The organism is Psychrobacter sp. TWP2-1-2 (genome assembly GCF_049896785.1).
Lineage (GTDB): Bacteria > Pseudomonadota > Gammaproteobacteria > Pseudomonadales > Moraxellaceae > Psychrobacter.
The window spans coordinates 63644-84966 of sequence record NZ_JAFCVA010000009.1; the positions used below are offsets into that span (position 1 = coordinate 63644).

A 21323-nucleotide genomic window follows, 5' to 3' on the forward strand; every position below is an offset into this window, starting at 1 on the left:
TTACCACCGTTTTGATTGGTAAAAATAGCAATGCGGCAACGTTGGAGCTATGATACTTAGTAGTAAGCTTGTTTAAGCTGGTGAAATATACACCCCCATCAATATTCTCCTAACAGCCAACCACTGACAAAGGCAAAATACTCGCGAAACCAAGCGTTGTAACGAATGGATAAAGGCGTGGGACTGGCGACGGTGATCGGTTGTGTATAACCCTGATGTCGCGCAATGCTGGCCGCGCGAATGCTATGAAAGTCACTGGTAACGATGGCGATAGGATCAGTGATAGACAGCCCTTTTTCTTCTAACAACGCTCGGCTATTAGCGAGGTTTTCTTCCGTACTGGTACTTTTGCCTTCTTGTAAAATGCGTTCGAATGGCACGCCATGTGCCTCATGCAAATACGTGGCCATGATATCGGCTTCGCTACGTGTACGCTGAAAACCAACGCCACCACTGGTTATCACCAAAGCATCTGGTTGTGTCTCGATAAGGGGCACAGCGGTGTCCAAGCGCTTGGCGAGCGTCGGTGTCGGCTTACCTGCAACCGTGCCGGAGCCTAATATAATAATCGCTGCCACTGTCGGTGCAGGCTGCTGGCTAAGCGCAATCTGCTGTTGTAATGACCAAATAAATAGAACGAAGCTCAACAACCAAAGTATAAATACAGCCCATAACCCATACCAAAGGCGGTTAAAGCCATAATGTTGGCTGCAAAACCTGCGTATTGCATGCCAAAAAATTCCATGTATGACAAAAACTATGCCGACTAAAAAAGGTACAACCGAGCCGAAGTTGACTTTACCGACGACCATCAATGCAGCGCAATCGATGATAAGTATGATGCCGATAACAGATAAGAGGCCACGAGTAACGGAAATTAAACCTTTAGACATAGTGAAAGACGCTTTTATTCAAGCTTAGATTAACAAATGAAGTGCAATTTCAAAGAGCAGGTGAAAAAGAAGCCTAGATGCGCTAGCATCAAAGCTACTATCCACCGCCAAAGTGAGATTGCAACCATGAGCTATACCCATCTAAGCCTAGGGGAACGATATCAGATTTATGCCCTTAGAGGGGCACAACATAGTATTAAATTTATAGCAGGGGCGTTAGGCAGAAGTCCAAGCACCATATCAAGAGAGCTTAGACGCAATAAAAGCCTACGAGGGTACCGAGCAAAGCATGCAGACAACACAGCTAAAGCGAGGCGAGCAAATAATGCCTTCACCATCATTTTAAACGTCTGGGACTGGGTAGTGACTAAGCTTAAACTGCAGTGGAGTCCTGAGCAAATAGCAGGCGTTCATAGTGGAGTCAGTCACATGAGTATCTATCGTCACTTATGGACTGATAAGAGGCAAGGCGGCACGCTATGGCAATATTTAAGACGCAAAGCCAAACCCTATCGTCAAAGGCTTACCACTGAGACTCGTGGGCGTATTAATGACAGGATCTCAATTCATGAGCGCCCTCATGTAGTAAAAGAGCGATCCCGCATCGGTGATTGGGAAGCGGACACCATCATTGGTCAAAACCACAAACAAGCTATCGTGACAGTAGTAGAGCGAAAGACAGGTTTGGTTAAGATGAAGCGAGTGACTAAAAAGAGTGCTCATCTGGTCGCGGATGCGATGGTCGTTATGCTAACTCCAGTGAGACTACACGTTAAGACGATTACGTCCGACAATGGCAAGGAATTTGCGGATCATAAAGCTATTAAGCAAAGACTCTATAGTGGGTTCTACTTTGCTGATGCTTATGCCTCATGGCAACGAGGAACAAACGAAAATACCAATGGCTTGATTAGAGAGTACTTGCCTAAAGGATGTGATTTTAGACAAGTATCTGATGATGAGGTTCAAAACATTGAAGACAGATTAAACAACAGGCCAAGAAAGCGTTTGGGGTTTAAAACGCCAAGCCAGGTGTTTTATTTCATTACTTAGCGTTGCACTTGGTGTGTTAATCTAGGAAGTGAATGGAGTTTCTGAGAGTGGCTTATAAAAGTAAGCGGTAATGAGGTATGTCTTAACCCATTTTCAACCTTTTTTTAACCTGTCTTTATAAAATATAGTGATTCTGGACGTACTGAATACACAGTTCATGAAACGCTTGTGCTGGCGGTGAAATCGTTTTATTTGCCAATTTAAAAATACCAATTTGTCTGTCTAAGGTAGGTTCAAGTAAGTCGAGCCATACCAATTCTGGCTCATTCGACGGAAAGGCGAGCTTGGGTAGGGTGGTGATGCCAAGATCATTGCGTAATAATGAAAATAAGGAAGTAATATTCTCGACCGTGTAACGCGCATTACGGTTGAGCACCTCGGCGGGTGTGTTTTCGAGCAGTCGACAAGTGCCATTATAAATAAAAGGCTGGGTCATCAGTTGTTGCCATTTAAGCCCTATTTTTTGTTGGTTTCTTGACGGTTTTACTGGTTGATTTAACGAGTTACTTTTTAAGCAGACCACGCCAATCGGGTCAGATATGAGCAAGGTGAAATCTATATTTGATTGATCGATACTGGTGCAGTTGCCCAATGCCAAATCGATTTCACCTGCCAATAAACGATTGGCAACACCGACAGAGTTATCATCTATTAGTACAATCTCGACATCAGGATATCTCTTGGAGTATTCAACCAACACGCTAGGCAAGAGTTTTGTCACCAGTGATGGCACGCTTGCAATCCTTATTTTGCCTTTATCGCCAGCGGCTGCTCCTTTTAAATCATCCTCTAGCGCTTGATAAACCGTCATAAACTGCTCGATTTTGGGTAAACAAGTCTCACCAAAAGGCGTGAGTGTTGTTTTATTTCCTCCTTCAAATAAGCGCTGACCCAGTGTTTTTTCCAATTCCTTTATCGAGGCAGACAATGCCGCTTGCGAACGGTTGGCGCGATCTGCCGCCGCCCGAAAGCCGCCTTCCTCTACCACGCATAAAAAGTGACGTAATTGCTGTAATTTCATACGCTTATTCCTCACCACTATTAATATATAAGATATCGTTTATGATAGATTAAATCTATCATATCCTAAATTTAATTAGTTAGATTTATCATTAGCACTTGGGTAGGATACCTCTATAGCAATCGCTGCCCAATCATTGGTCAAAGGATATGACGACATGACGACTCACTCAACCAAACAAGCCATCAAAACCTCACTTTATGCGTCTAAATCCCCTTTAGAATGGGCGATCACTAACAATGGTACGTTGTACACCGCGCAGATTCCTATCGATGAAAATGGTGACGTGGTTGTAGGTGGTATCGAAGCGCAAACCCGCCAAACGCTAGACAATCTAAAGCACACACTAGAATGTGCCAATGTTGGCATGGATTCGGTGTTACAGGTCATGATCTATGTGACCGATCGCGACTATCTAAAAACGGTCAATCAAGTCTACGCCGAATACTTTGACGCACCCTATCCAAATCGGGCAGCGCTCGTGATAGCAGGACTGGCTCGTGAAGAAATGTTGGTTGAGCTGGTTGTATATGCCGCTTTGCCTTAAAACTAATTTTAATATTCCATCTTTTAGTACTTTATCAAGGAAGCTCTTATGTCAGCTCACACCGCCCAACAGATATTGCAGCAAGACCCAACCAAATCACTTTATATTAACGGTGAATGGCAGTCAGGCGTAAATACCGTAGCCAATATTAACCCATCTGATATCACTGACACTATCGGTGAGTTCGCACAGGCCAGTGGCGATCAAGTCAAAGACGCTATTGCTGCTGCCCGTCACGCTCAGCCAAAATGGGAAGCGACTCCTTTAGAAAAAAAGCAGTCTATCCTACAAGCGATTGGCGATGAAATGATTGCTCGCTGTGATGAGCTAGGTACGCTGTTGTCTCTTGAAGAAGGCAAGCCGTTTGCGGAAGGTCGCGGCGAGATTTACCGCGCAGGTCAGTTTTTTCATTACTATGCCGCTGAGGTATTGCGCCAAATCGGTGATACCGCCGCCTCAGTACGTCCTGGTGTCAAGGTTGAAGTTACCCGCGAAGCAGTCGGTGTGGTCGCCATTATCTCACCTTGGAACTTTCCAACTGCCACCGCTGTGTGGAAGATCGCGCCAGCGCTAGCCTTTGGTAATACGGTCATTTGGAAGCCTGCGAACTTAACACCTGCCAGCGCAGTGGCATTGGCCGAAATTATCCACCGTCAAGGCATGCCAGAAGGCACATTCAACCTGCTACTGGGTGGCGGCTCGTCAGTCGGTGATGCACTCATCAATTCTACAGATATCGATGCCGTTAGCTTTACCGGTTCTGTGCCAACAGGTCGCAAAGTTGCTGCTGCGACGGCACCGAACTTTATTCGTTGCCAGCTTGAGATGGGCAGCAAAAACGCCTTGGTCATCGCTGACGATGCCGATTTGCAAGTCGCTATCGATGCGGCGGTTGCTGGTTCGTTTGGTGGTTCAGGGCAGAAATGTACGGCTTCTTCACGCCTCATCGTAATGGACAGTATTCATGATGCCTTTGTCGAAGGTGTGATTGCCAAAATGAAAACCTTAAAAGTCGGTCATGCGCTTGATGACGGTATCTTTATGGGTCCTGTTGTCGATGACAAGCAGCTGGCGTCAAACATGGACTGGATCGAAAAGGCCAAACAGTCTGGTGCAAATTTAGCCTTTGGTGGTGAGCGGTTAGAGATGCCGCATGACGGCTACTATATGTCGCCGACGTTATTTACCGAGACGGACAACAGCTGGGATATTAACCAAGAGGAAGTATTTGCGCCGCTCGCTTGCGTCATGCGTGTCAAGGATTTGGACGAAGCGATTGCGATGACCAATGACACGCGTTTTGGTTTGACTGGCGGCATCATCACTCAGAGTTTGCGCAGCAGCGCGATGTTTAAAGAGCAAGTGCAAGCAGGCTGCGTCATGGTCAATCTAGCGACGGCAGGTACGGACTATCATGTACCGTTTGGTGGCCGTAAACAGTCAAGCTTTGGCCCGCGTGAGCAAGGTCAATATGCCAAAGAGTTCTATACCATCGTGAAGACCGCTTATCAAAAAGCGTACTAGAACTATCTTAACAAGACTGCTCGCCGCTATCGAAACGATACTGTGCTAAAACGTGCTCAATCGCTAATGATAGCGGCTACTGATAAAAGTATTAAAGGGAATTGATATGTACCAAGACCATATCGTCATTGACGGATTACAGTATAGCCATTGGGATCGTGACTACTTTAAGATGCTACAAGCCAGTGGTATCAATGCGGTACACGCCACCTTGGTCTATCACGAAGATGCTCGTCAGACCATGACCCGCTTTAGTGAGTGGCACACACGCTTTGAGCAAAATAGCGATTTAATCTTACCAGTGTACTCAGTTGCTGATATCAAAATGGCAAAAGAGCAAGGCAAGGTCGGCATCTTCTTTGGCGCGCAAAACTGCTCACCAATTGATGATGAAATTGGCTTAATCAGCGTGATGCGCCGCCTAGGTCTATTGATTATGCAGCTGACTTACAACAACCAGAGCTTACTAGCCACTGGTTGTTATGAGCAGAATGACAGCGGCATCACACGTTTTGGTCAGCAGGCCATCGCTGAGATGAACCGTGTCGGTATGATCATCGATATGTCTCATAGCGCAGAGCGCTCCACGCTTGAAGCGATAGAAATCTCATCGCGCCCGATATGTATCAGTCATGCCAATCCAACCACGGCTCATGACGCGCTACGCAATAAATCGGATACGGTCATCAGTGCCTTGACCCAAGCAGGCGGGTTGTTAGGTTTTAGCTTATACCCGTTTCATTTGCCAAATGGTAGTGCATGTACGCTTGATGACTTCTGTACGATGATTGCCAACTGTGCCGACAAATATGGCGTCGAGCATTTATCTATTGGTAGTGACTTGTGTCTCAATCAACCCCAAGCCGTGCTTGAGTGGATGCGTAATGGGCGCTGGTCAAAAGCGATGGACTATGGTGAAGGCAATGCCAATAATTCAGGTTGGCCAGATACCTTGCCGTGGTTCGCTGGCAAGGACGGTATGGAAAACATCTATAACGGTTTGCTAAAACATGGCTTTAATGAGATTGACGCTGGAAAAGTCATCGGTCAAAACTGGTTTGATTTCCTTGGAAATGGCATAAGGCCTTTAGCCTAAAGGATAATTCTAGCAAGTTATCGCTAAAAATCGCTATAGGACGACAGACGTTTTATAGCGCATACCCATTTGAAATAGATAGCTTTGAAGTAAATGCCTTTGAAATCAATAATATAGTGAGGATATCTGGCTATATCCTCATTGTTATACGTCTGATCTAAATAACGGAACGTTAGCATATGGAGCCACATCATGGCCGATTTAAAGGGACTTAACCAAGGTGAGCAAGGACGCTCAAACGCTGCTAATAGCACAGCGGATAAGGTCAACGCTGTACCAGCTGCTGCCGATATTGATGCGTTGGGGCTAAAAAACCCTGCCTTTTGGTATAGTGGCGGGTTTATTACGATTTTTGTGCTCATGGCGATTTTTGCAGAAGCACAGTTAGCAACGATTGTGGATGTTGGTTTTAAATGGTCGGCCAATATCTTTGGTCCTTTTTGGCAAATTTTGCTTCTCGCTACTTTCGTTATCGCTTTAGCGGTTGGTGCAGGTCGCACGGGTCGTGTGATTTTGGGCAACTTACCAAAGCCTGAAATGGACAATTTCAAGTGGATGGCCATTCTGTTTTGTACATTGTTGGCTGGCGGCGGGGTTTTTTGGGCGGCGGCAGAACCTATTGCTCATTTCGTGTCAGCGCCTCCTTTATACGGTGAGTCACCAGACTTGCAACAACGAGCATTTAACGCCTTATCACAATCTTTTATGCATTGGGGATTTTTGGCGTGGTCGATTGTCGGTAGTTTGACCGCGATTGTGGTCATGCATCTGCATTATGACAAAGGCTTGCCGCTGAAACCTCGCACACTTCTTTATCCTATGTTTGGTGAGCGCGTACTTACTGGTCAAACGGGCGCGATTATCGATGCTTGCTGTATCGTCGCCGTGGCTGCGGGTACGATTGGTCCCATTGGCTTTTTGGGTCTACAGACCAGCTATGCCCTCAATACCTTGTTTGGTATTCCTGATACTTTTGCCACCCAGCTTATCATTATCATATTCGCGATTGCGCTTTATACCTTATCAGCGATCAGTGGTCTTGCTCGAGGCATGCAATTGCTCAGCCGCTTCAATGTCATATTGGCAGTGGCGCTGATGGTCTTTATTTTGATATTTGGACCGACCAATTTTATCGTCAATGGTTATATTCAAGGTGTCGGCACGATGGTCGATAACTTTATTCCTATGGCCACTTTTCGCGGTGATGAAGGCTGGCTTGGCGGTTGGACCGTGTTCTTTTGGGGTTGGTTTTTGGGTTATGGCCCGATGATGGCCATCTTTATCGCTCGTATCTCACGAGGTCGTACGATTCGTCAATTGATTACCACGGTTTGTATCATTGCGCCACTCGTTACTTGCTTTTGGTTCACCGTCGTTGGTGGTTCGGGTCTGGCGTTTGAGATTGCCAATCCGGGCAGTGTCAGTAGCGCGTTTGAAGGATTTAACTTGCCAGGCGCGCTATTAGCCGTTACCCAGCAATTACCCTTTCCTTTAATTACCTCGATATTATTTCTAATTTTAACCACTGTTTTTATCGTCACGACAGGCGATTCGATGACCTATACCATCAGCGTCGTCATCAGTGGCGAGCGTGAGCCAAACGCCATGATTCGTACCTTTTGGGGCATCATGATGGGGGTGACAGCGATTGTTTTAATCTCGCTTGGTTCAGGTGGCGTGACAGCGTTGCAGTCTTTTATCGTGATTACCGCCGTGCCAGTCTCTTTTATCCTGCTGCCATCGCTATGGAACGGACCACAAATTGCCCAGCAAATGGCGCGAGAGCAAGACTTGTATCGACCTAATCAGGTAGAGGTAAGACATAAAATTAGCGAAGAAAAGCTCGCTAAGGAAAAGCTTACTCAAAAAACTGATTGACTACCAAACGGTCAAGGTCCAAACAACGATCCTCAAAATGGCTGAATACTTATTTACCAATAGATATCATCATTGAGATTATTAACAAAGCTGCTGGCTCAGTATATTAGGTAAGGTAGTGAAATTATGAATATGATTCATGCAAATAATGAAAGCATTAACGTCAAGCCGCCCCAACTTACCACTGAATTTCGTACTCGTGACGTGATTATGAATGCAGAAAGGTTGGGCGCGATGCACCAAACTCGCATTAGCTTTGTGCGGACGTTACTGCGTAAGATTGATAGAGAGCAATGGACGCTCAGTACCCATTTGTGGGATTTGGATGAGCAAGGCTATGGCACGGTGATTTATCGCCTCAATACTCCAGAGCATCTGTATCATCTGGTGGTGTTTTGTAATGAGCTGTCTGATGAAGAGCGTAATGATAGGGTGATTGCTCAAAAATGGGATGTGACCTTTGGTCTGGTCTTTGGTGAGATAAGTGAGGAATTACTGGGTAATCTACAAGCCAACGTACCGCTGCAAGAAGCAGGTCGCAACTCTAATATGGTGATGGTGCTGGCACGAGCAAATAAGAGCGTACGGGTCTTTGATCATATCGTTAGCTCACTCGCCGTTGGTCAGCAACCAGATTTGGATATACTCGCGCAAGTGGGTTATATATTGCGCACTACTGCCGTCTATGGCAATGGTAAGTTTGGTATTTATGACTTCAAACCGTTAGATCACAGTGCAGATTTTGATCAATCCTTTCGAGCGCAGATGTGTGCCGTGTATTTGCTGCGTGAGTTTAGCTTAGATTGGGTCGATTATTTGGCAAAGCAAAAAGGCGGTAGCAACGCCGCTGCACTGCATCCAGAGATTAAGCGTTACTTGGGAGTTGGTAACGCCACCGGTCTGGGCATGGCACCGTATCTAATCAACCATCCTTGTGTCGTCGATCAATGGCTAACTACCCGTGAAGAAGCGTTGCAAGTGACACTGATCTGCCAGATTGAACCCAAAAAAACTGCATATTTTGCCAGTTTAATCAAACGTGCTATTCAGCATTTTAGCGAGATTGTTACCATCAATGAGTCGCAAATCAAACTCAATGAAGCGGTCGTTGCAGAATTAGCCGTATTACAAAATAATTTGATGGCAACCATTAATCACTACAGTACATGGGCGGAGTTCTTACAAGCTCACCATCATCTAAGCCTTGAGAGCCAAGAAGTGATTATCTCTTGCTTGATGGAGCTTTATCCTGAGCGTGTCGATGCGTTTCAAGAAAAAATAAATGCCGATGAAACGCTATCGCTACCGAAAGGCAAGGTGATCCAAGATTTAATCGATGTATTAGAGCTACATTATCAGTGGGCGATTAATATTGATTTTAGCCAGCCCGATAATAGCCATTGGTTTTGGTATCGTTCGGTGGATAAAGAAGAGCCAAGGATGGGTGTGCGCGGGCAAGAACCGGGTGCTGATCGTGAGCTTGCATTAGACATCGCACGGCAAGCAAATAAGCTGTATCTCGCGTTGAAACCCACCGATCCAAAGCAGCTCATTTCAGAGTTCATCTTAAATCAGCCAAAATATCGCTCGATTGCGCGCCGCGTTTGGACGATGGGACATAAGCCACTGGGCGATATTCAGATGAATGTCTTGCATAAAAATGCATTACCCATGCACCTGTTACGGTGTAAGTTATCGATGTTTGGGGCAACCAAGTTCGATCCCAGATCAGATCGCTGGGTGCGGATCACCTTGTTTCAAGGTGCGCCTTTGTTTGCAGAAGTGCATAGTGATGAATGGCTGTTTCCTTTATTACCCGATTTATCAAAAGAGCAGGGAGGTTTGACTCATGATCGTATCGCATAATGAAATCGTGACGATAGTACACAAAGCCTTTACTGGGATGCACCGTGAAGTAGGCGAAGCGGATGTGATTGCTACTATGGTCGCTGAGCTACAGATGGCGGGCTTGGACGGTATCAGACACTTTAATAATGCCAGTCCGTATATTTTAACCGAGCACGATACGCCAATCGATATCGTCTATCAAGAAGACGGCGCTATTCGTTTAGATTTGCATGGTAGCAGCTTGGCTTGTCACTTGCCGACTATCATTGACTATGCTCTGGAAAAAATGGGTGATTTGGCGCATTTTCATATTTATTTACAGAACTGTCATAACCGCTGGTTGGCTTATAGTGAGCTGGTGGAGCTGGCTGCCAAAGGCTTTGCTTGTCTGGCTAAATGGGACAATGGCTCTGTGCCCAAGCATACATTATTTACGTTAAATCAAGGTTTTGTGTATCCTGATTTATACTTTTTTGACCAAGCACAAGCCAATTATAATACCAATGATATGATTATTGAAATTGCGACTCAAAATTTTGATATTGAACAGGACATACAGCATTTCAATCATAAAATATCGACAGATGAGCTATTTGAAACCCATCAGCGCGCATGGAAAGAAGGTATCTATGTCGACGATGAGCAGTGGGCGATACTCAAAAAAATGGCTGCGGCGATGTTGGTAGAAAATAGCGAAACATCAAGTAAAGGTGCGGGAGGAGCGTAAGCGAGAGGAATGTAATAAATAAAAGGTTACAAAATGACATAGGCAAATAGATGAAGCCAAAAAGAGGCTTGTAATTAAAAATTTCAGAAAGTGTTTTGAATTAAAAGGTATTTCGGAGTTGTTTGAATAGATGGGAAAAGCTAGAGGCTTTGATTAAGCAGAATAAGATTGGCGGTGAAGGAGGGATTCGAACCCTCGATACGCTATTAACGCATACACACTTTCCAGGCGTGCGGTTTCAGCCACTCACCCACTTCACCGTTTTTAGACGGCTTAGTATAGCGGATACTGTCTAGAATGTCACGACTTGCACCTTATCTTTCTTTATTTACAAACGCCTGCTACGATAGCGTATACGTAATGACAAGCATAGATGGTTGAAAGTTAAATGATAAGTTTCGGTAGGCTCAATGCCCGTTTGAAAAACAGTATTACAATGACCGTGATGGCGGTGATCATAAGTATAACTTCAGCGCATGCTGATGACTTTACTCAGTGTAGCGAGTCTTTTTATGGCGGTGTCTATCCTGAGTTTATTAATACCAAGCTAAGCAACAAAACCCAAGCTTTATGCATGGATGGTTTTGCCGTTATGTATTCTGGCGTATCGCGTACACCGCTTTGGTCGGCAGAATATTTGGATCGCAAGCGTTTACAACAAGCAAAAGAAATCGATCGTGAAGACAGCTTTCATGAAGAAAGTAGGTTACCAAAATCCGCACGCGCCTCATTGTCCGACTATTCAGGCTCTGGCTATGATCGCGGGCATTTAGCGCCCAATGCCGATATGGCGAATCGTAGTCAACAATATGATAGCTTTAGCCTTGCCAATATCGCTCCGCAGTCACCACGTAACAATCGCTATATCTGGCGTAATATTGAATCAGCCACTCGCTATTTGACCCAGCAATATGGAGAGGTTTATAGCATTACAGGGGTAGCCTTTACTGGCAAAACAACCAAGCAACTGGCAGATCGTGTACTGGTGCCCAGTCATTTTTTTAAAGCCGTCTACATACCAGCGATTAATCAAGCAGGGGTCTATTATGCACCCAATGATGAGTCAGAGCGCATAGAGGTTATTAGTGTTGATGAACTCTCGACTAGAATTGGTATCGATGTGCTGCCCGTCTTGGATGCCAAAACCAAAACACAGGCATTTGATCTGCCATTAAAGGCGGGTGAAAGCTCCGAGTTGCCCGATGAGCCAACAGAAGAGCCGGCTTGGATGCTGTTTGTTTGGGCGATTCTTGAGTGGGTAATCGCCCAATTGCAAGCATAATGCCTTTGTGACACGAGTCTATATATAATAAAAGGCACAAGAAATCCAAAAATTACGCAAGATATTGTTAATAAAAAGGAGAATCAAATGATTGATCCATTTGCCAATGACCACCAAAGTATGCAAATCGGTGAGCTTATCATCGAGAACCAAACAGATAAAATTATTATATATGGCGATATTGATTTGACTCTTGATGCTACTGGATATGAGCAAGCACAACAGTTACATGAACTAACAAGCAAGATTCTTCAGGCATTTGAAAATAGTTCTATTTACAATAATAGTCAGCATAAGTCAAAAGAAAAATATGACCGGTTGGATAAAAATATCGACAATCCTTTTTTGTAACTATTTGATATAGTTCAAATTTTATAGAAATAATAAACTATAAAAAAATTACTAGGCAAAAGCTTAAAATTGCTTATAATGAGTCAAGACATCGCTTATGTCGTATAAAATTTTGATGAGCAGTTTTTTTAGATGCGATAACTACTCCCAAAGAGTAGAAAGTCGCATAGCTGTTAATAGGGATTTTAGCGAAGGATAAGCCTAGGAGATCAGAAACATAACGTTTCGAGTAATCATTGTATGAAGGGAATCAGTCTATGAAATTATTTACCAAAACCACTCTAGCTGTTGCAGGTATCAGTTTAGCAAGCATGGCATTCGCCGCTGATCCTTTGGCCAATACCACGTGGCAGACATTTGATGAAGGTAAGCCAAAAGGTACCGTAAAGATTACTGAGTCAAACGGTGTACTAACAGGTACGCTTATCGCTACCAACTCAGCCAAAGGCAAAAAGCACGTTGGTACGACCATTATTAAAGGTTTAAAGTCTGATGGTGGTGGCAAATATAGTGGTGGTACGATCACTGATCCTGAAAAAGGCAAAGACTATCGTATGACCGCAAACTTGAGTGGCAACACCTTAAATCTAAAAGGTTATATCGGTCCATTCTCACGCAGTCAAACGTGGAAAAAGAAATAAACCTATCGTTTATTTTTAACATTAGACCTAATATTTATAAATAAAAATCCCGCAATACCTTTTGGTAATGCGGGATTTTTAGTACATATATTTTAATATTGGCTTCAGAGCTTATCTCACAAATTCTGGATATGCTTCCATACCACACTCTGCTATATCCGCACCTTCATACTCATCTTCTTCAGAGATACGCAGACCAATCACTAATTTGATAACCGCCCAAGTGATTAAGCTGGCGATGAATACCCAAGTAAAGATAGTGGCTGCACCAGCAATCTGACCTACGAACGATGCTGCTGGATTGGTAATTGGTACGATAAGTAGACCGAACAGACCGACTACACCATGAACTGAGATGGCACCCACTGGATCATCTATTTTTATTTTATCCAATGCTAAGATAGATAGCACAACGATAACGCCAGCGATCAAACCAAACAGTGTTGCTTGTAATGCAGATGGGGTTGAGGGTTCTGCTGTGATAGCGACTAATCCTGCGAGTGCACCATTTAAGAGCATGGTTAAGTCAGCTTTGCCAAAGATGATGCGTGCTATTATTAAAGCACCGATTGCACCGCCTGCCGCTGCTCCATTGGTATTCAAAAACACCATAGCAACCGAGTTAGCACTGGCAATATCACCCAGTTTTAGCACCGAGCCGCCATTGAAACCGAACCAACCCATCCAGAGAATAAGTGTTCCAAGCGCTGCCAGTGGTAAGTTAGCCCCTGGAATGGCGCGTATTTCACCATTAGGGCCATACTTGCCTTTACGTGCACCTAATAATAATACCCCTGCTAATGCAGCCGCAGCACCCGCCATATGGACGATACCAGAACCTGCAAAATCAGAAAAACCCATGTCGCCTAAATTGAACATCCCAAATACATCATTGCCACCCCACGTCCAGCTACCCTCTAATGGATAAATGACACCAGTCATCACCACAGCAAATAATAGGAACGACCACAGCTTCATGCGCTCAGCCACCGCTCCTGAAACGATCGACATACAGGTTGCAACAAACACCACTTGGAAGAAAAAATCCGACGCAGCGGAGTAAACAGAATCACCGTCAAAGCCGTTTTCAGCGGAGGCTGCTAGGGCATCTGCTACCAGCGTTTCATTACCCGCGATACCGCTCAAGAATAGGTTGCCACCATACATAATGGCATAGCCGCATATCATGTACATAGTACAAGCGGTGGCAAAAAGTGCGATATTTTTGGTTAAAATCTCAACGGTGTTTTTTGAGCGGACGAGTCCAGCTTCTAACATGGTGAAGCCTGCTGCCATCCACATGACGAGCGCCCCGCACATTAAAAAGTAAAACGTGTCAAGTGCGTACTGGAGCTCGAAGATTTGATTTTGCATGTTAATTCCCCCTTGAATTGATGCAATACAGCTATCGGTATGATCTATAAATCTGTGTCTATATGGCCTTGCGCGTTAGATAGCGTCAGGGCCTGTCTCGCCCGTACGAATACGAATAACTTGCTCAAGTGCAGTGACAAAGATTTTGCCGTCACCAATCTTGCCTGTGCTAGCGATGCGAGTGATGGCTTCGATAGCAGGTTCGACCATCTCATCAATAACAGCCACTTCGACTTTTACTTTAGGTAAGAAGTCCACCACGTATTCTGCGCCGCGATAGAGTTCTGTGTGACCTTTTTGGCGACCGAAACCTTTGACTTCAGTAACAGTGACACCTTTAACACCGATGTCAGAAAGCGCTTCACGTACATCATCGAGCTTAAACGGTTTTAAGATCGCAGTGATTAGCTTCATAAAATATTCCTTATTTGTGTGATGCCGCAGGTTGATCGAAGCATTGTGGTGCATCGTATCGCTGCCATGCTTACTATTAGTCATTCAAGAACTGTGCCAATTTACTCAAGGGGGATAGGTAAGATTGGATTTGTTTGTTCAAAAACAGCCATAGTTATGGCAAAAAATACTGGTTATGCTGCAATGGTATAAACCACCGTTATGAGCATAGAGAATGCGAATTAACCTTTAGCGTTGAACTGACGAAAACTTTATTATAACCAACTTTTTAGGTGCTTGGGGAGACCATCCATCTATTTCCTGTGATGATTTGCTAACCTAGTTTGGCATATGAAACGAATCACTTGAGGAGAAAGTAGGGAAAATTGTGTGATACGGTAAGCGGCAGAGCTTAACATGGATGTATAGGCTCTGCGCTCAAAGAGAGAGGAGTGGCTGTGTAGATCGGCTAAAGCCTATACCTTTGGGAAGAGTAGGTAGGGGGTTTTGGTGCTGCCGAGCAGCTTTTTTGTGTCGCTACCTTTTAGAAGTTCACGCAGACGAGATTGGCCAAAGGCACCGGTCATCAGCATACCGATATCATTTTCATTTTGATAATAATTCAAAGCCGAAGTGACATCACGGCAGTCCAGCAAGGCTTTTTTAGACTTGATGCCTGCTTGTTTGAGACGCGCATAAGCTTCACGTAGCGCATCGCAATTTTCAGAATTTTCTTTACCGACCATCACGATATGAACGGTTAATGCGCGCACCAGTGAGGTTTTGCAGAGCCAATTGAGCAATTTATGTGAAGTAGGACTGTTGTCAAAAGCAAACAACGCGGTCGTAGGGGGCAAAAATGGTGCATGAGTCACCAAAATGGGGCAGTGGCTGACTCTAATTAACTGGCTCAATGTCGATTTGCAGGTGACATTGTGACCTATAACGATCAATTGTGCTTTGTCATCGACGTAATCGATACTTTCATTGAGGTGTTCATGGCGATGCAGGGTATAGGTTTTTAGTTTTTGTCGCTGCTGCTCGCAATAGGTGGTAGCTTGATGAAGCAAAAGCTTACCTTGGGCTTTTAGCTCACAATTACTCAAGTGCTCCTTGGTGGTGAATTGCTCAAGCAGCATGTTTTCATCATCGATATTTAGGCAGCCTGAGTAATTCACAGCCGCTTTTTGCTGCAAGCTCGGTACAGAATGCAACAATCCGACAGGTGCTTGTAGACGAGTCGCGGCCCACATGCTAGCTTCTAACACTGCTTGCACGTGGTTTGGGCAGTCCAAGCAGGCAATCACACTATCTGGTTTTAAATTACTCATAAGACCACCACATTATTCCAATATTAAAAAAACAGAATAAAAAGACAGCTGCTTAGCTCAAGGGTGGGGCAATAATGCTTATGCCCAACCCTTTGTACCAATGCAGCTGTTTATTCAACTGTCTATTTATGAGCGGTTAATCAATATTAGCTCAATAAATAGACGTGGCTTTGTTTAATCCAATAAGCCAATATCTCGGCGATCGTGGATAGAGAAGCGATCAATCAGTGTTCGGCTCGCATTATTGAGTCCCACCACTTTGACATCAATGCCCTCACGTTGCAAGCGCATGACCAGTTTGTCCAAGGTGTCTACGGCACTGACATCCCAAAAATGCGCTTGGCTGACATCAATTTGAATACTGTCCAAAGCTTCTTTGGTATCGAAGCTGTTTAAGAACTGAGTCGTAGAAGCAAAGAATACTTGTCCTTGCACATAATAATAACGGGTATTAGTACTCTCATCATATTCGCTAAATACCGTTAAGAATTGACCAATTTTATTGGCAAATGCCAGCGCCGATAGCAGCACGCCCACGCCCACGCCATAAGCTAGGTTGTGCGTAAATACTGTGGTCAAAACAGTCGCTAGCATGACAATGTTAAATGACATCGGATGCGTTTTAAATTCGCGAATAGACTGCCAGTTAAAAGTACCAATAGAGACCATAATCATCACAGCGACCAGTGCCGCCATTGGAATTTGACTGACCCATTCACTTAAAAACACTACCATAATGAGCAGTACGATACCTGCCATCAAAGTGGACAGACGCGTACGTCCGCCAGATTTGACGTTGATCATAGATTGACCAATCATGGCACAGCCTGCCATACCACCGAAGAAACCTGATACGACGTTGGCAATCCCTTGACCACGACACTCGCGGTTTTTATCGCTTGGCGTATCTGTCAAATCATCGACGATAGTCGCTGTCATCATCGATTCTAATAAACCAACGATGGCAAGTGCGATAGAGTAAGGCGCGATGATCAGTAAAGTATTTAGGTTCAATGGAATGTCAGGTAATAAGAACATCGGTAATGAATCAGGCAAATCGCCCATACTGCCGACATTACGAATATCAAGATTCATATACATGGCGACAGCGGTCAAACCAACGATACAGATCAGCGGTGACGGAATCACGCGACCGATTTTAGGAATCAGCGGAAACAAGTAGATAATCGCTAAGCCCGCCGCTGTCATGATATAAACCGTCATGCCAACGCGTTCAGTCATTGGGTTAAGCTCAGGCAGCTGGGCGGCAAAGATCAATATCGCGAGCGCATTGACGAAGCCAATGACTACCGAGCGCGACACAAAGCGCATCAAATTGCCAAGCTTTAGGATACCCATTACAATCTGAATCCCACCGCACAATAAGGTGGCAGCTAGCAAATACTGCAAACCATGCTCGGCGACTAAGTCAACCATCACCAGTGCCATCGCCCCAGTTGCTGCCGAAATCATGCCTGGACGACCACCGACGAAACTGATCACGACCGCGATACAAAATGAGGCATACAAGCCGACTTTTGGATCAACACCCGCGATAATAGAAAAGGCAATGGCTTCAGGAATCAGCGCTAAGGCAACGACCAAACCGGATAAAACGTCGCCGCGAACATTGGAAAACCACTCGTCACGTAAGTTATCAATAAAAGATGTCATAAGTAAACTGCATAGGGTTAGAGGCAAAAAAAGTAATCATTACTCATTCATAAAATGATCGCGTCGCTATAAAAGTAGCTATTCATCTTTCTTTTACGGCAATATGTGCTGTGTCATATTGCAGTATTGAATTATTAAAGGTCACTAATAAGTAGGTCTACTGATTTACTTACTGGTATCACTAATACGCTCACCAATAATTGATACGATGATAAATTCAGTGAGATTACTTAAAAAAATAGTTAAAATAAGGTGCTTAAAGCAGGGCGTTTATAAGAGCACCTACAATAACGAATAGCGTCAGCAATGATATGCTGCGGTAGAGGGTAATAAATAATCTGTCAAATAAAAATAGCCGCTCGACATGACCCGTCTATAGTAGTAACTTTGCCAAACAGCAGTGACAATAGCGTGCTAACTGTGACAACATGCTAAACTAAAATGCTTGGGTAAATACCCAGTCACTTACAGATTAAGGCAACTATTATAGCATTAGCCACTTAATATAAAAACAGGCGCATAATAGCACATCGTCATAAAAAACCAGTACCGAAATCTGAACGATACCGTTATGATGCGTCTCATCTTGACGGCATCATTTTGCTTCTTTATATAGGTTTGTTTGATGCCATTTTGCTCGTCCAACAGAAGGAATAAATATGACCACCAACACTGCAACAGATGCCTTACTTCACAAAGGCAGTGGTCTACAAGTCGTGGTCGGTTTGGGACAATCTGGATTATCAGTTGCGCGCTATTTGGCCAATCAAGGCTATCAGGTTGCTGTTACTGATGCTCAGGTAACACCTAGCTTAGCAGATCAACTGCCCGCTGAGATTAGTATTCGCCAATTTGGTGCGATTGACGCTGAGCTCTTGCAGCAAGCGGCACGTATTATTATAAGCCCCGGTATCTCACTTGCTACCGAAGCCGTCGCCGCTGCCCGCCAAGCGAATATTCCCGTGGTTAGTGACATTCAGCTATTTTGTGAGGCTTGTACCGTACCGATAGTGGCGATTACTGGTTCTAATGCTAAGAGCACCGTGACCACCTTGGTCGGGCAAATGGCCGCGGATGCTGGTGTCAATGTCGGTGTCGGCGGTAATATTGGCGTGCCAGCGCTGACCTTGCTTGATAATCCTGATATGGAACTGGCGGTACTTGAGCTGTCGAGCTTTCAGTTGGAGACGGTGACCAATTTGGGTGCGCAAGTGGCGACAGTTCTGAATATGTCACCTGACCATTTAGATCGCCACGGTGATATGCTGGGCTACCATCAAGCCAAACATCGTATCTTTCAGGGTGCTAAGTCCGTGGTTATCAATCGCGAAGACGCATTGACGCGTCCGCTCGTGGCTGATAATTTGCCCAGAGTGAGTACCGGTATACATGCTCCTGATAAAGGTCAATATGGTCTTATTACTACTCCTGAAGGTCAGATTTATCTTGCCCACGGTACAGAAAAACTACTGTCGGCAGATAAACTGTTGATTAAAGGTCGTCATAATCTGCTCAATGCACAGGCAGCCTTGGCATTAGGCGAACTTGCTGGTTTGCCATTGGGCAGTATGTTAAATACCTTACAGCAGTTTACTGGACTTGAGCATCGTTGCCAGTATGTGGCAAATGCTGCAGACATTGATTATTTCAATGATTCAAAAGGCACCAATATCGGCTCAACGATGGCAGCTATCGAAGGGCTGGGCGCAGTCTACGCGCCAAAGGACGGTAAACTACTATTGATTTTGGGTGGACAAGGTAAGGGTCAACAGTTTGGTGAATTGACGCCGTTTATCAATCAGTATGTTAGCCAAGTACTGTTTATTGGTGAAGATGCGCCGCTGATTGAACAGCATCTGCGAGCAGCTAAGATAAGCGCCGATGTTGCGTTACATCAATGCCAAACTTTAGAAAATGCTTTTACAACCATTCAACAAGTCACGACAAGCAGCCTATCGCAAGTGCAAGCGGTGCTATTGTCACCTGCTTGTGCCAGCTTTGATCAATATAGTGGCTACGCAGCTCGCGGTGAGCATTTCAGTCAGTTGGTTGGTCAATTAGCAACTGAGTCGTCAGATATGATGACTGCGGAATAAAAGGTTTGGTGATTTAAGCATTTGCATGATAAGTGCTTAGCGAATATCAGCATTTAATAAAGAAATCAGTATTTAATAAAGAATAAAAGCAATGCAATAGGATTGCCCTGAATTGACTTTTACGATGTGCGCGCATTTTCTGTATAAATGATTGTTTTGCTTATAGATTGCTGCTACTGTCAATCATAGCCAGTCAGCAACATGAATGGTCAGCTTATTTGCTTAGTAATCTGTCTGGTACTGTCTATTTTCTATTTTTTAAACGGTGGCGTTTAATAGACGCCGTGTTTTTTCGTTCGTTAGTGTATATAAAATTATGGCGCTCTCTTCTCTTTTTCGTTCCTCGTCCCAACCGAAGCAAGCATCTGGATCAGATGGTATTCTTTCTATGCCGTCAGCACGCGCCATTCTCCTATCGAGTGTTGGCTGTATGTTGGTGCTCAGTTTATTGATGGTGGCTTCCGCATCTATTCCTTTTGCGCTCAGTCGCGGCATGACAGAGCTGCACTTTTTCAAAAACCAGCTGCTGTATATGATGATCGGTTTGACGGTCGCTACGGTTTCTTATTACAGCGTGTCTTTGCGAACACTATATAAGACTGAAACCCAATTTATCTTATTGGGTATCACTGGCATGCTGCTAGTGGCAACCCTATTTAGTACGCCTATTAACGGCTCCAAGCGTTGGCTGAACCTAGGGGTATTTAATTTTCAGGTGGCAGAGTTGGCCAAGTTGGTGATGATTGTCTTTGTCTCTGATTTTGTGGTGCGTCGCTCTTTTGAAGTTCGTAACGGCTTAGACGGTTTTTTACGGATTATGTTGGTGGTGGTACTCATCACCATGCTGCTATTGTCACAGCCTGATTTTGGTTCTTTTGTCGTTATTTTAGGTACCATCTTTGCGATTTTTTATATCGCTGGTGCGCCTTACAAGCACTTTTTAGCACTGGGCGCGGCTGCCATCGGTGGAGCGGTATTGATGGTGACGACAGCGCAGTACCGATTGGTACGTGTGATGTCATTTATGGATCCGTTTGATGATGTGCAAGACACGGATTATCAGCTGGCACGCAGTTTGATTGCCTTTGGTCGTGGACAATTTACAGGCGTTGGTTATGGTGAGAGCGTACAGAAACTGTCGCATTTGCCCGAGGCACATACTGATTTTCTATTAGCCATTACAGGGGAAGAGTTAGGCTTTGTTGGGGTTACTATGGTACTGGTGCTCGAAGCGCTGATTATCGGTAGCGCGATGCGTATCAGTTATAATGCGCTCAAACGTCGGCAGATGCGTATGAGCTATACCGCCTTTGGTATCGGTGTGGTGTTCATAGCGCAGACAATTATCAATGCGGCGATGAATATGGGCGCGATTCCAACCAAAGGATTGACCATGCCATTCTTCAGTTATGGTGGCTCATCAATGTTGATTAGTTTGGTGATGGTTGCATTATTGCTAAAAATTTATAAAGAAAGCCCTGAAATCGAAAAAAGCCAATGCCGTTATTATTGATAGGTTGAGCATTAGTTATAGGCTCGATGCATCATGACTGGCATTATCCAAAGAAGCGTCGCTAAATAGTGGCGCTTTTTG

At 44.5% G+C, this 21323-nt stretch carries 18 protein-coding genes and 1 tRNA gene; 12 read left to right on the plus strand and 7 right to left on the minus strand.

Annotated features, from left to right (window positions below; genetic code table 11):
• Positions 1 to 98: 98 nt before the first annotated feature.
• Complete coding sequence (locus tag ACP7AE_RS09830; protein ID WP_426242823.1) at positions 99 to 893, minus strand: YdcF family protein; 795 nt, start codon at positions 891 to 893, stop codon at positions 99 to 101.
• Between the two features lie 126 nt (positions 894 to 1019).
• Between ACP7AE_RS09830 and ACP7AE_RS09835 the strand changes: the two genes are divergently transcribed.
• Entirely contained in the window at positions 1020 to 1946 is a 927-nt protein-coding gene (locus tag ACP7AE_RS09835) for an IS30 family transposase (protein ID WP_426242825.1), read from the plus strand.
• 115 nt (positions 1947 to 2061) lie between these two features.
• On the opposite strand, the gene ACP7AE_RS09840 is transcribed toward ACP7AE_RS09835, so the two are convergent.
• Entirely contained in the window at positions 2062 to 2967 is a 906-nt protein-coding gene (locus ACP7AE_RS09840) for a LysR family transcriptional regulator (protein WP_426242827.1), read from the minus strand.
• A 157-nt stretch (positions 2968 to 3124) separates the two neighbouring features.
• On the opposite strand from ACP7AE_RS09840, the gene ACP7AE_RS09845 reads away from it, so the two are divergent.
• The 6 genes from ACP7AE_RS09845 (at position 3125) to ACP7AE_RS09870 (ending at position 10587) form a co-directional block, all read left to right on the plus strand.
• Positions 3125 to 3514: a RidA family protein gene (locus tag ACP7AE_RS09845; protein WP_201540612.1), complete on the plus strand. Its 390-nt coding sequence runs from the start codon at positions 3125 to 3127 to the stop codon at positions 3512 to 3514.
• A 48-nt stretch (positions 3515 to 3562) separates the two neighbouring features.
• Entirely contained in the window at positions 3563 to 5038 is a 1476-nt protein-coding gene (locus tag ACP7AE_RS09850) for an aldehyde dehydrogenase family protein (RefSeq protein WP_201540613.1), read from the plus strand.
• Between the two features lie 106 nt (positions 5039 to 5144).
• Complete coding sequence (locus ACP7AE_RS09855) at positions 5145 to 6134, plus strand: membrane dipeptidase (RefSeq protein ID WP_426242829.1); 990 nt, start codon at positions 5145 to 5147, stop codon at positions 6132 to 6134.
• Positions 6135 to 6326: 192 nt separating this feature from the next.
• The gene (locus ACP7AE_RS09860) at positions 6327 to 8012 is read left to right on the plus strand and encodes a BCCT family transporter (protein ID WP_426242831.1); all 1686 of its coding nucleotides are present in this window, start codon (positions 6327 to 6329) and stop codon (positions 8010 to 8012) included.
• A gap of 126 nt (positions 8013 to 8138) precedes the next feature.
• The gene (locus tag ACP7AE_RS09865) at positions 8139 to 9878 is read left to right on the plus strand and encodes a hypothetical protein (protein ID WP_426242833.1); all 1740 of its coding nucleotides are present in this window, start codon (positions 8139 to 8141) and stop codon (positions 9876 to 9878) included.
• On the plus strand, positions 9862 to 10587 hold the full coding sequence (locus tag ACP7AE_RS09870) for a DUF3726 domain-containing protein (protein WP_201540615.1): 726 nt from the start codon (positions 9862 to 9864) through the stop codon (positions 10585 to 10587). Before ACP7AE_RS09865 ends, ACP7AE_RS09870 begins: the two co-directional genes overlap by 17 nt.
• Before the next feature lie 169 nt (positions 10588 to 10756).
• Here the strand turns inward: ACP7AE_RS09870 and ACP7AE_RS09875 are convergent.
• Positions 10757 to 10847: transfer RNA gene (locus ACP7AE_RS09875), tRNA-Ser, on the minus strand.
• Between the two features lie 128 nt (positions 10848 to 10975).
• On the opposite strand from ACP7AE_RS09875, the gene ACP7AE_RS09880 reads away from it, so the two are divergent.
• From ACP7AE_RS09880 to ACP7AE_RS09890, 3 genes are all read left to right on the plus strand, one after another.
• Complete coding sequence (locus ACP7AE_RS09880) at positions 10976 to 11869, plus strand: DNA/RNA non-specific endonuclease (RefSeq protein WP_227676682.1); 894 nt, start codon at positions 10976 to 10978, stop codon at positions 11867 to 11869.
• Positions 11870 to 11956: 87 nt separating this feature from the next.
• Positions 11957 to 12220, plus strand: coding sequence for a hypothetical protein (locus ACP7AE_RS09885; RefSeq protein WP_426242836.1), 264 nt, complete (start codon positions 11957 to 11959; stop codon positions 12218 to 12220).
• A gap of 257 nt (positions 12221 to 12477) precedes the next feature.
• Entirely contained in the window at positions 12478 to 12861 is a 384-nt protein-coding gene (locus ACP7AE_RS09890; protein WP_045445845.1) for a DUF2147 domain-containing protein, read from the plus strand.
• 111 nt (positions 12862 to 12972) lie between these two features.
• Here ACP7AE_RS09890 and ACP7AE_RS09895 read toward each other — a convergent pair whose 3' ends face one another.
• From ACP7AE_RS09895 to ACP7AE_RS09910, 4 genes are all read right to left on the minus strand, one after another.
• Complete coding sequence (locus ACP7AE_RS09895) at positions 12973 to 14235, minus strand: ammonium transporter (protein ID WP_426242838.1); 1263 nt, start codon at positions 14233 to 14235, stop codon at positions 12973 to 12975.
• Positions 14236 to 14310: 75 nt separating this feature from the next.
• Positions 14311 to 14649 (minus strand): P-II family nitrogen regulator, encoded by a 339-nt coding sequence (locus ACP7AE_RS09900; protein WP_010197981.1) that lies wholly within the window; start codon positions 14647 to 14649, stop codon positions 14311 to 14313.
• Positions 14650 to 15104: 455 nt separating this feature from the next.
• Complete coding sequence (locus ACP7AE_RS09905; RefSeq protein ID WP_426242840.1) at positions 15105 to 15959, minus strand: universal stress protein; 855 nt, start codon at positions 15957 to 15959, stop codon at positions 15105 to 15107.
• Between the two features lie 174 nt (positions 15960 to 16133).
• Positions 16134 to 17633, minus strand: coding sequence for a SulP family inorganic anion transporter (locus ACP7AE_RS09910; protein WP_087813692.1), 1500 nt, complete (start codon positions 17631 to 17633; stop codon positions 16134 to 16136).
• A gap of 659 nt (positions 17634 to 18292) precedes the next feature.
• Between ACP7AE_RS09910 and murD the strand changes: the two genes are divergently transcribed.
• Both murD and ftsW read left to right on the plus strand, forming a co-directional pair.
• Positions 18293 to 19729: a UDP-N-acetylmuramoyl-L-alanine--D-glutamate ligase gene (gene murD, locus ACP7AE_RS09915; protein ID WP_426242842.1), complete on the plus strand. Its 1437-nt coding sequence runs from the start codon at positions 18293 to 18295 to the stop codon at positions 19727 to 19729.
• 388 nt (positions 19730 to 20117) lie between these two features.
• Positions 20118 to 21242 carry a putative lipid II flippase FtsW gene (gene ftsW / locus ACP7AE_RS09920; RefSeq protein ID WP_426242844.1) on the plus strand — a complete coding sequence of 375 codons (1125 nt, stop codon included), beginning with the start codon at positions 20118 to 20120 and terminating at the stop codon, positions 21240 to 21242.
• The last annotated feature ends 81 nt before the right edge of the window (positions 21243 to 21323 follow it).

Excerpts from the sequence above, each read along its gene's own strand:
- ACP7AE_RS09830 (WP_426242823.1), bottom strand. The coding sequence starts at position 893 with ATGTCTAAAGGTTTAATTTCCGTTACTCGTGGCCTCTTATCTGTTATC.
- ACP7AE_RS09835 (WP_426242825.1), top strand. The coding sequence starts at position 1,020 with ATGAGCTATACCCATCTAAGCCTAGGGGAACGATATCAGATTTATGCC.
- ACP7AE_RS09840 (WP_426242827.1), bottom strand. The coding sequence starts at position 2,967 with ATGAAATTACAGCAATTACGTCACTTTTTATGCGTGGTAGAGGAAGGC.
- ACP7AE_RS09845 (WP_201540612.1), top strand. The coding sequence starts at position 3,125 with ATGACGACTCACTCAACCAAACAAGCCATCAAAACCTCACTTTATGCG.
- ACP7AE_RS09850 (WP_201540613.1), top strand. The coding sequence starts at position 3,563 with ATGTCAGCTCACACCGCCCAACAGATATTGCAGCAAGACCCAACCAAA.
- ACP7AE_RS09855 (WP_426242829.1), top strand. The coding sequence starts at position 5,145 with ATGTACCAAGACCATATCGTCATTGACGGATTACAGTATAGCCATTGG.
- ACP7AE_RS09860 (WP_426242831.1), top strand. The coding sequence starts at position 6,327 with ATGGCCGATTTAAAGGGACTTAACCAAGGTGAGCAAGGACGCTCAAAC.
- ACP7AE_RS09865 (WP_426242833.1), top strand. The coding sequence starts at position 8,139 with ATGAATATGATTCATGCAAATAATGAAAGCATTAACGTCAAGCCGCCC.
- ACP7AE_RS09870 (WP_201540615.1), top strand. The coding sequence starts at position 9,862 with ATGATCGTATCGCATAATGAAATCGTGACGATAGTACACAAAGCCTTT.
- ACP7AE_RS09880 (WP_227676682.1), top strand. The coding sequence starts at position 10,976 with ATGATAAGTTTCGGTAGGCTCAATGCCCGTTTGAAAAACAGTATTACA.
- ACP7AE_RS09885 (WP_426242836.1), top strand. The coding sequence starts at position 11,957 with ATGATTGATCCATTTGCCAATGACCACCAAAGTATGCAAATCGGTGAG.
- ACP7AE_RS09890 (WP_045445845.1), top strand. The coding sequence starts at position 12,478 with ATGAAATTATTTACCAAAACCACTCTAGCTGTTGCAGGTATCAGTTTA.
- ACP7AE_RS09895 (WP_426242838.1), bottom strand. The coding sequence starts at position 14,235 with ATGCAAAATCAAATCTTCGAGCTCCAGTACGCACTTGACACGTTTTAC.
- ACP7AE_RS09900 (WP_010197981.1), bottom strand. The coding sequence starts at position 14,649 with ATGAAGCTAATCACTGCGATCTTAAAACCGTTTAAGCTCGATGATGTA.
- ACP7AE_RS09905 (WP_426242840.1), bottom strand. The coding sequence starts at position 15,959 with ATGAGTAATTTAAAACCAGATAGTGTGATTGCCTGCTTGGACTGCCCA.
- ACP7AE_RS09910 (WP_087813692.1), bottom strand. The coding sequence starts at position 17,633 with ATGACATCTTTTATTGATAACTTACGTGACGAGTGGTTTTCCAATGTT.
- murD (WP_426242842.1), top strand. The coding sequence starts at position 18,293 with ATGACCACCAACACTGCAACAGATGCCTTACTTCACAAAGGCAGTGGT.
- ftsW (WP_426242844.1), top strand. The coding sequence starts at position 20,118 with ATGCCGTCAGCACGCGCCATTCTCCTATCGAGTGTTGGCTGTATGTTG.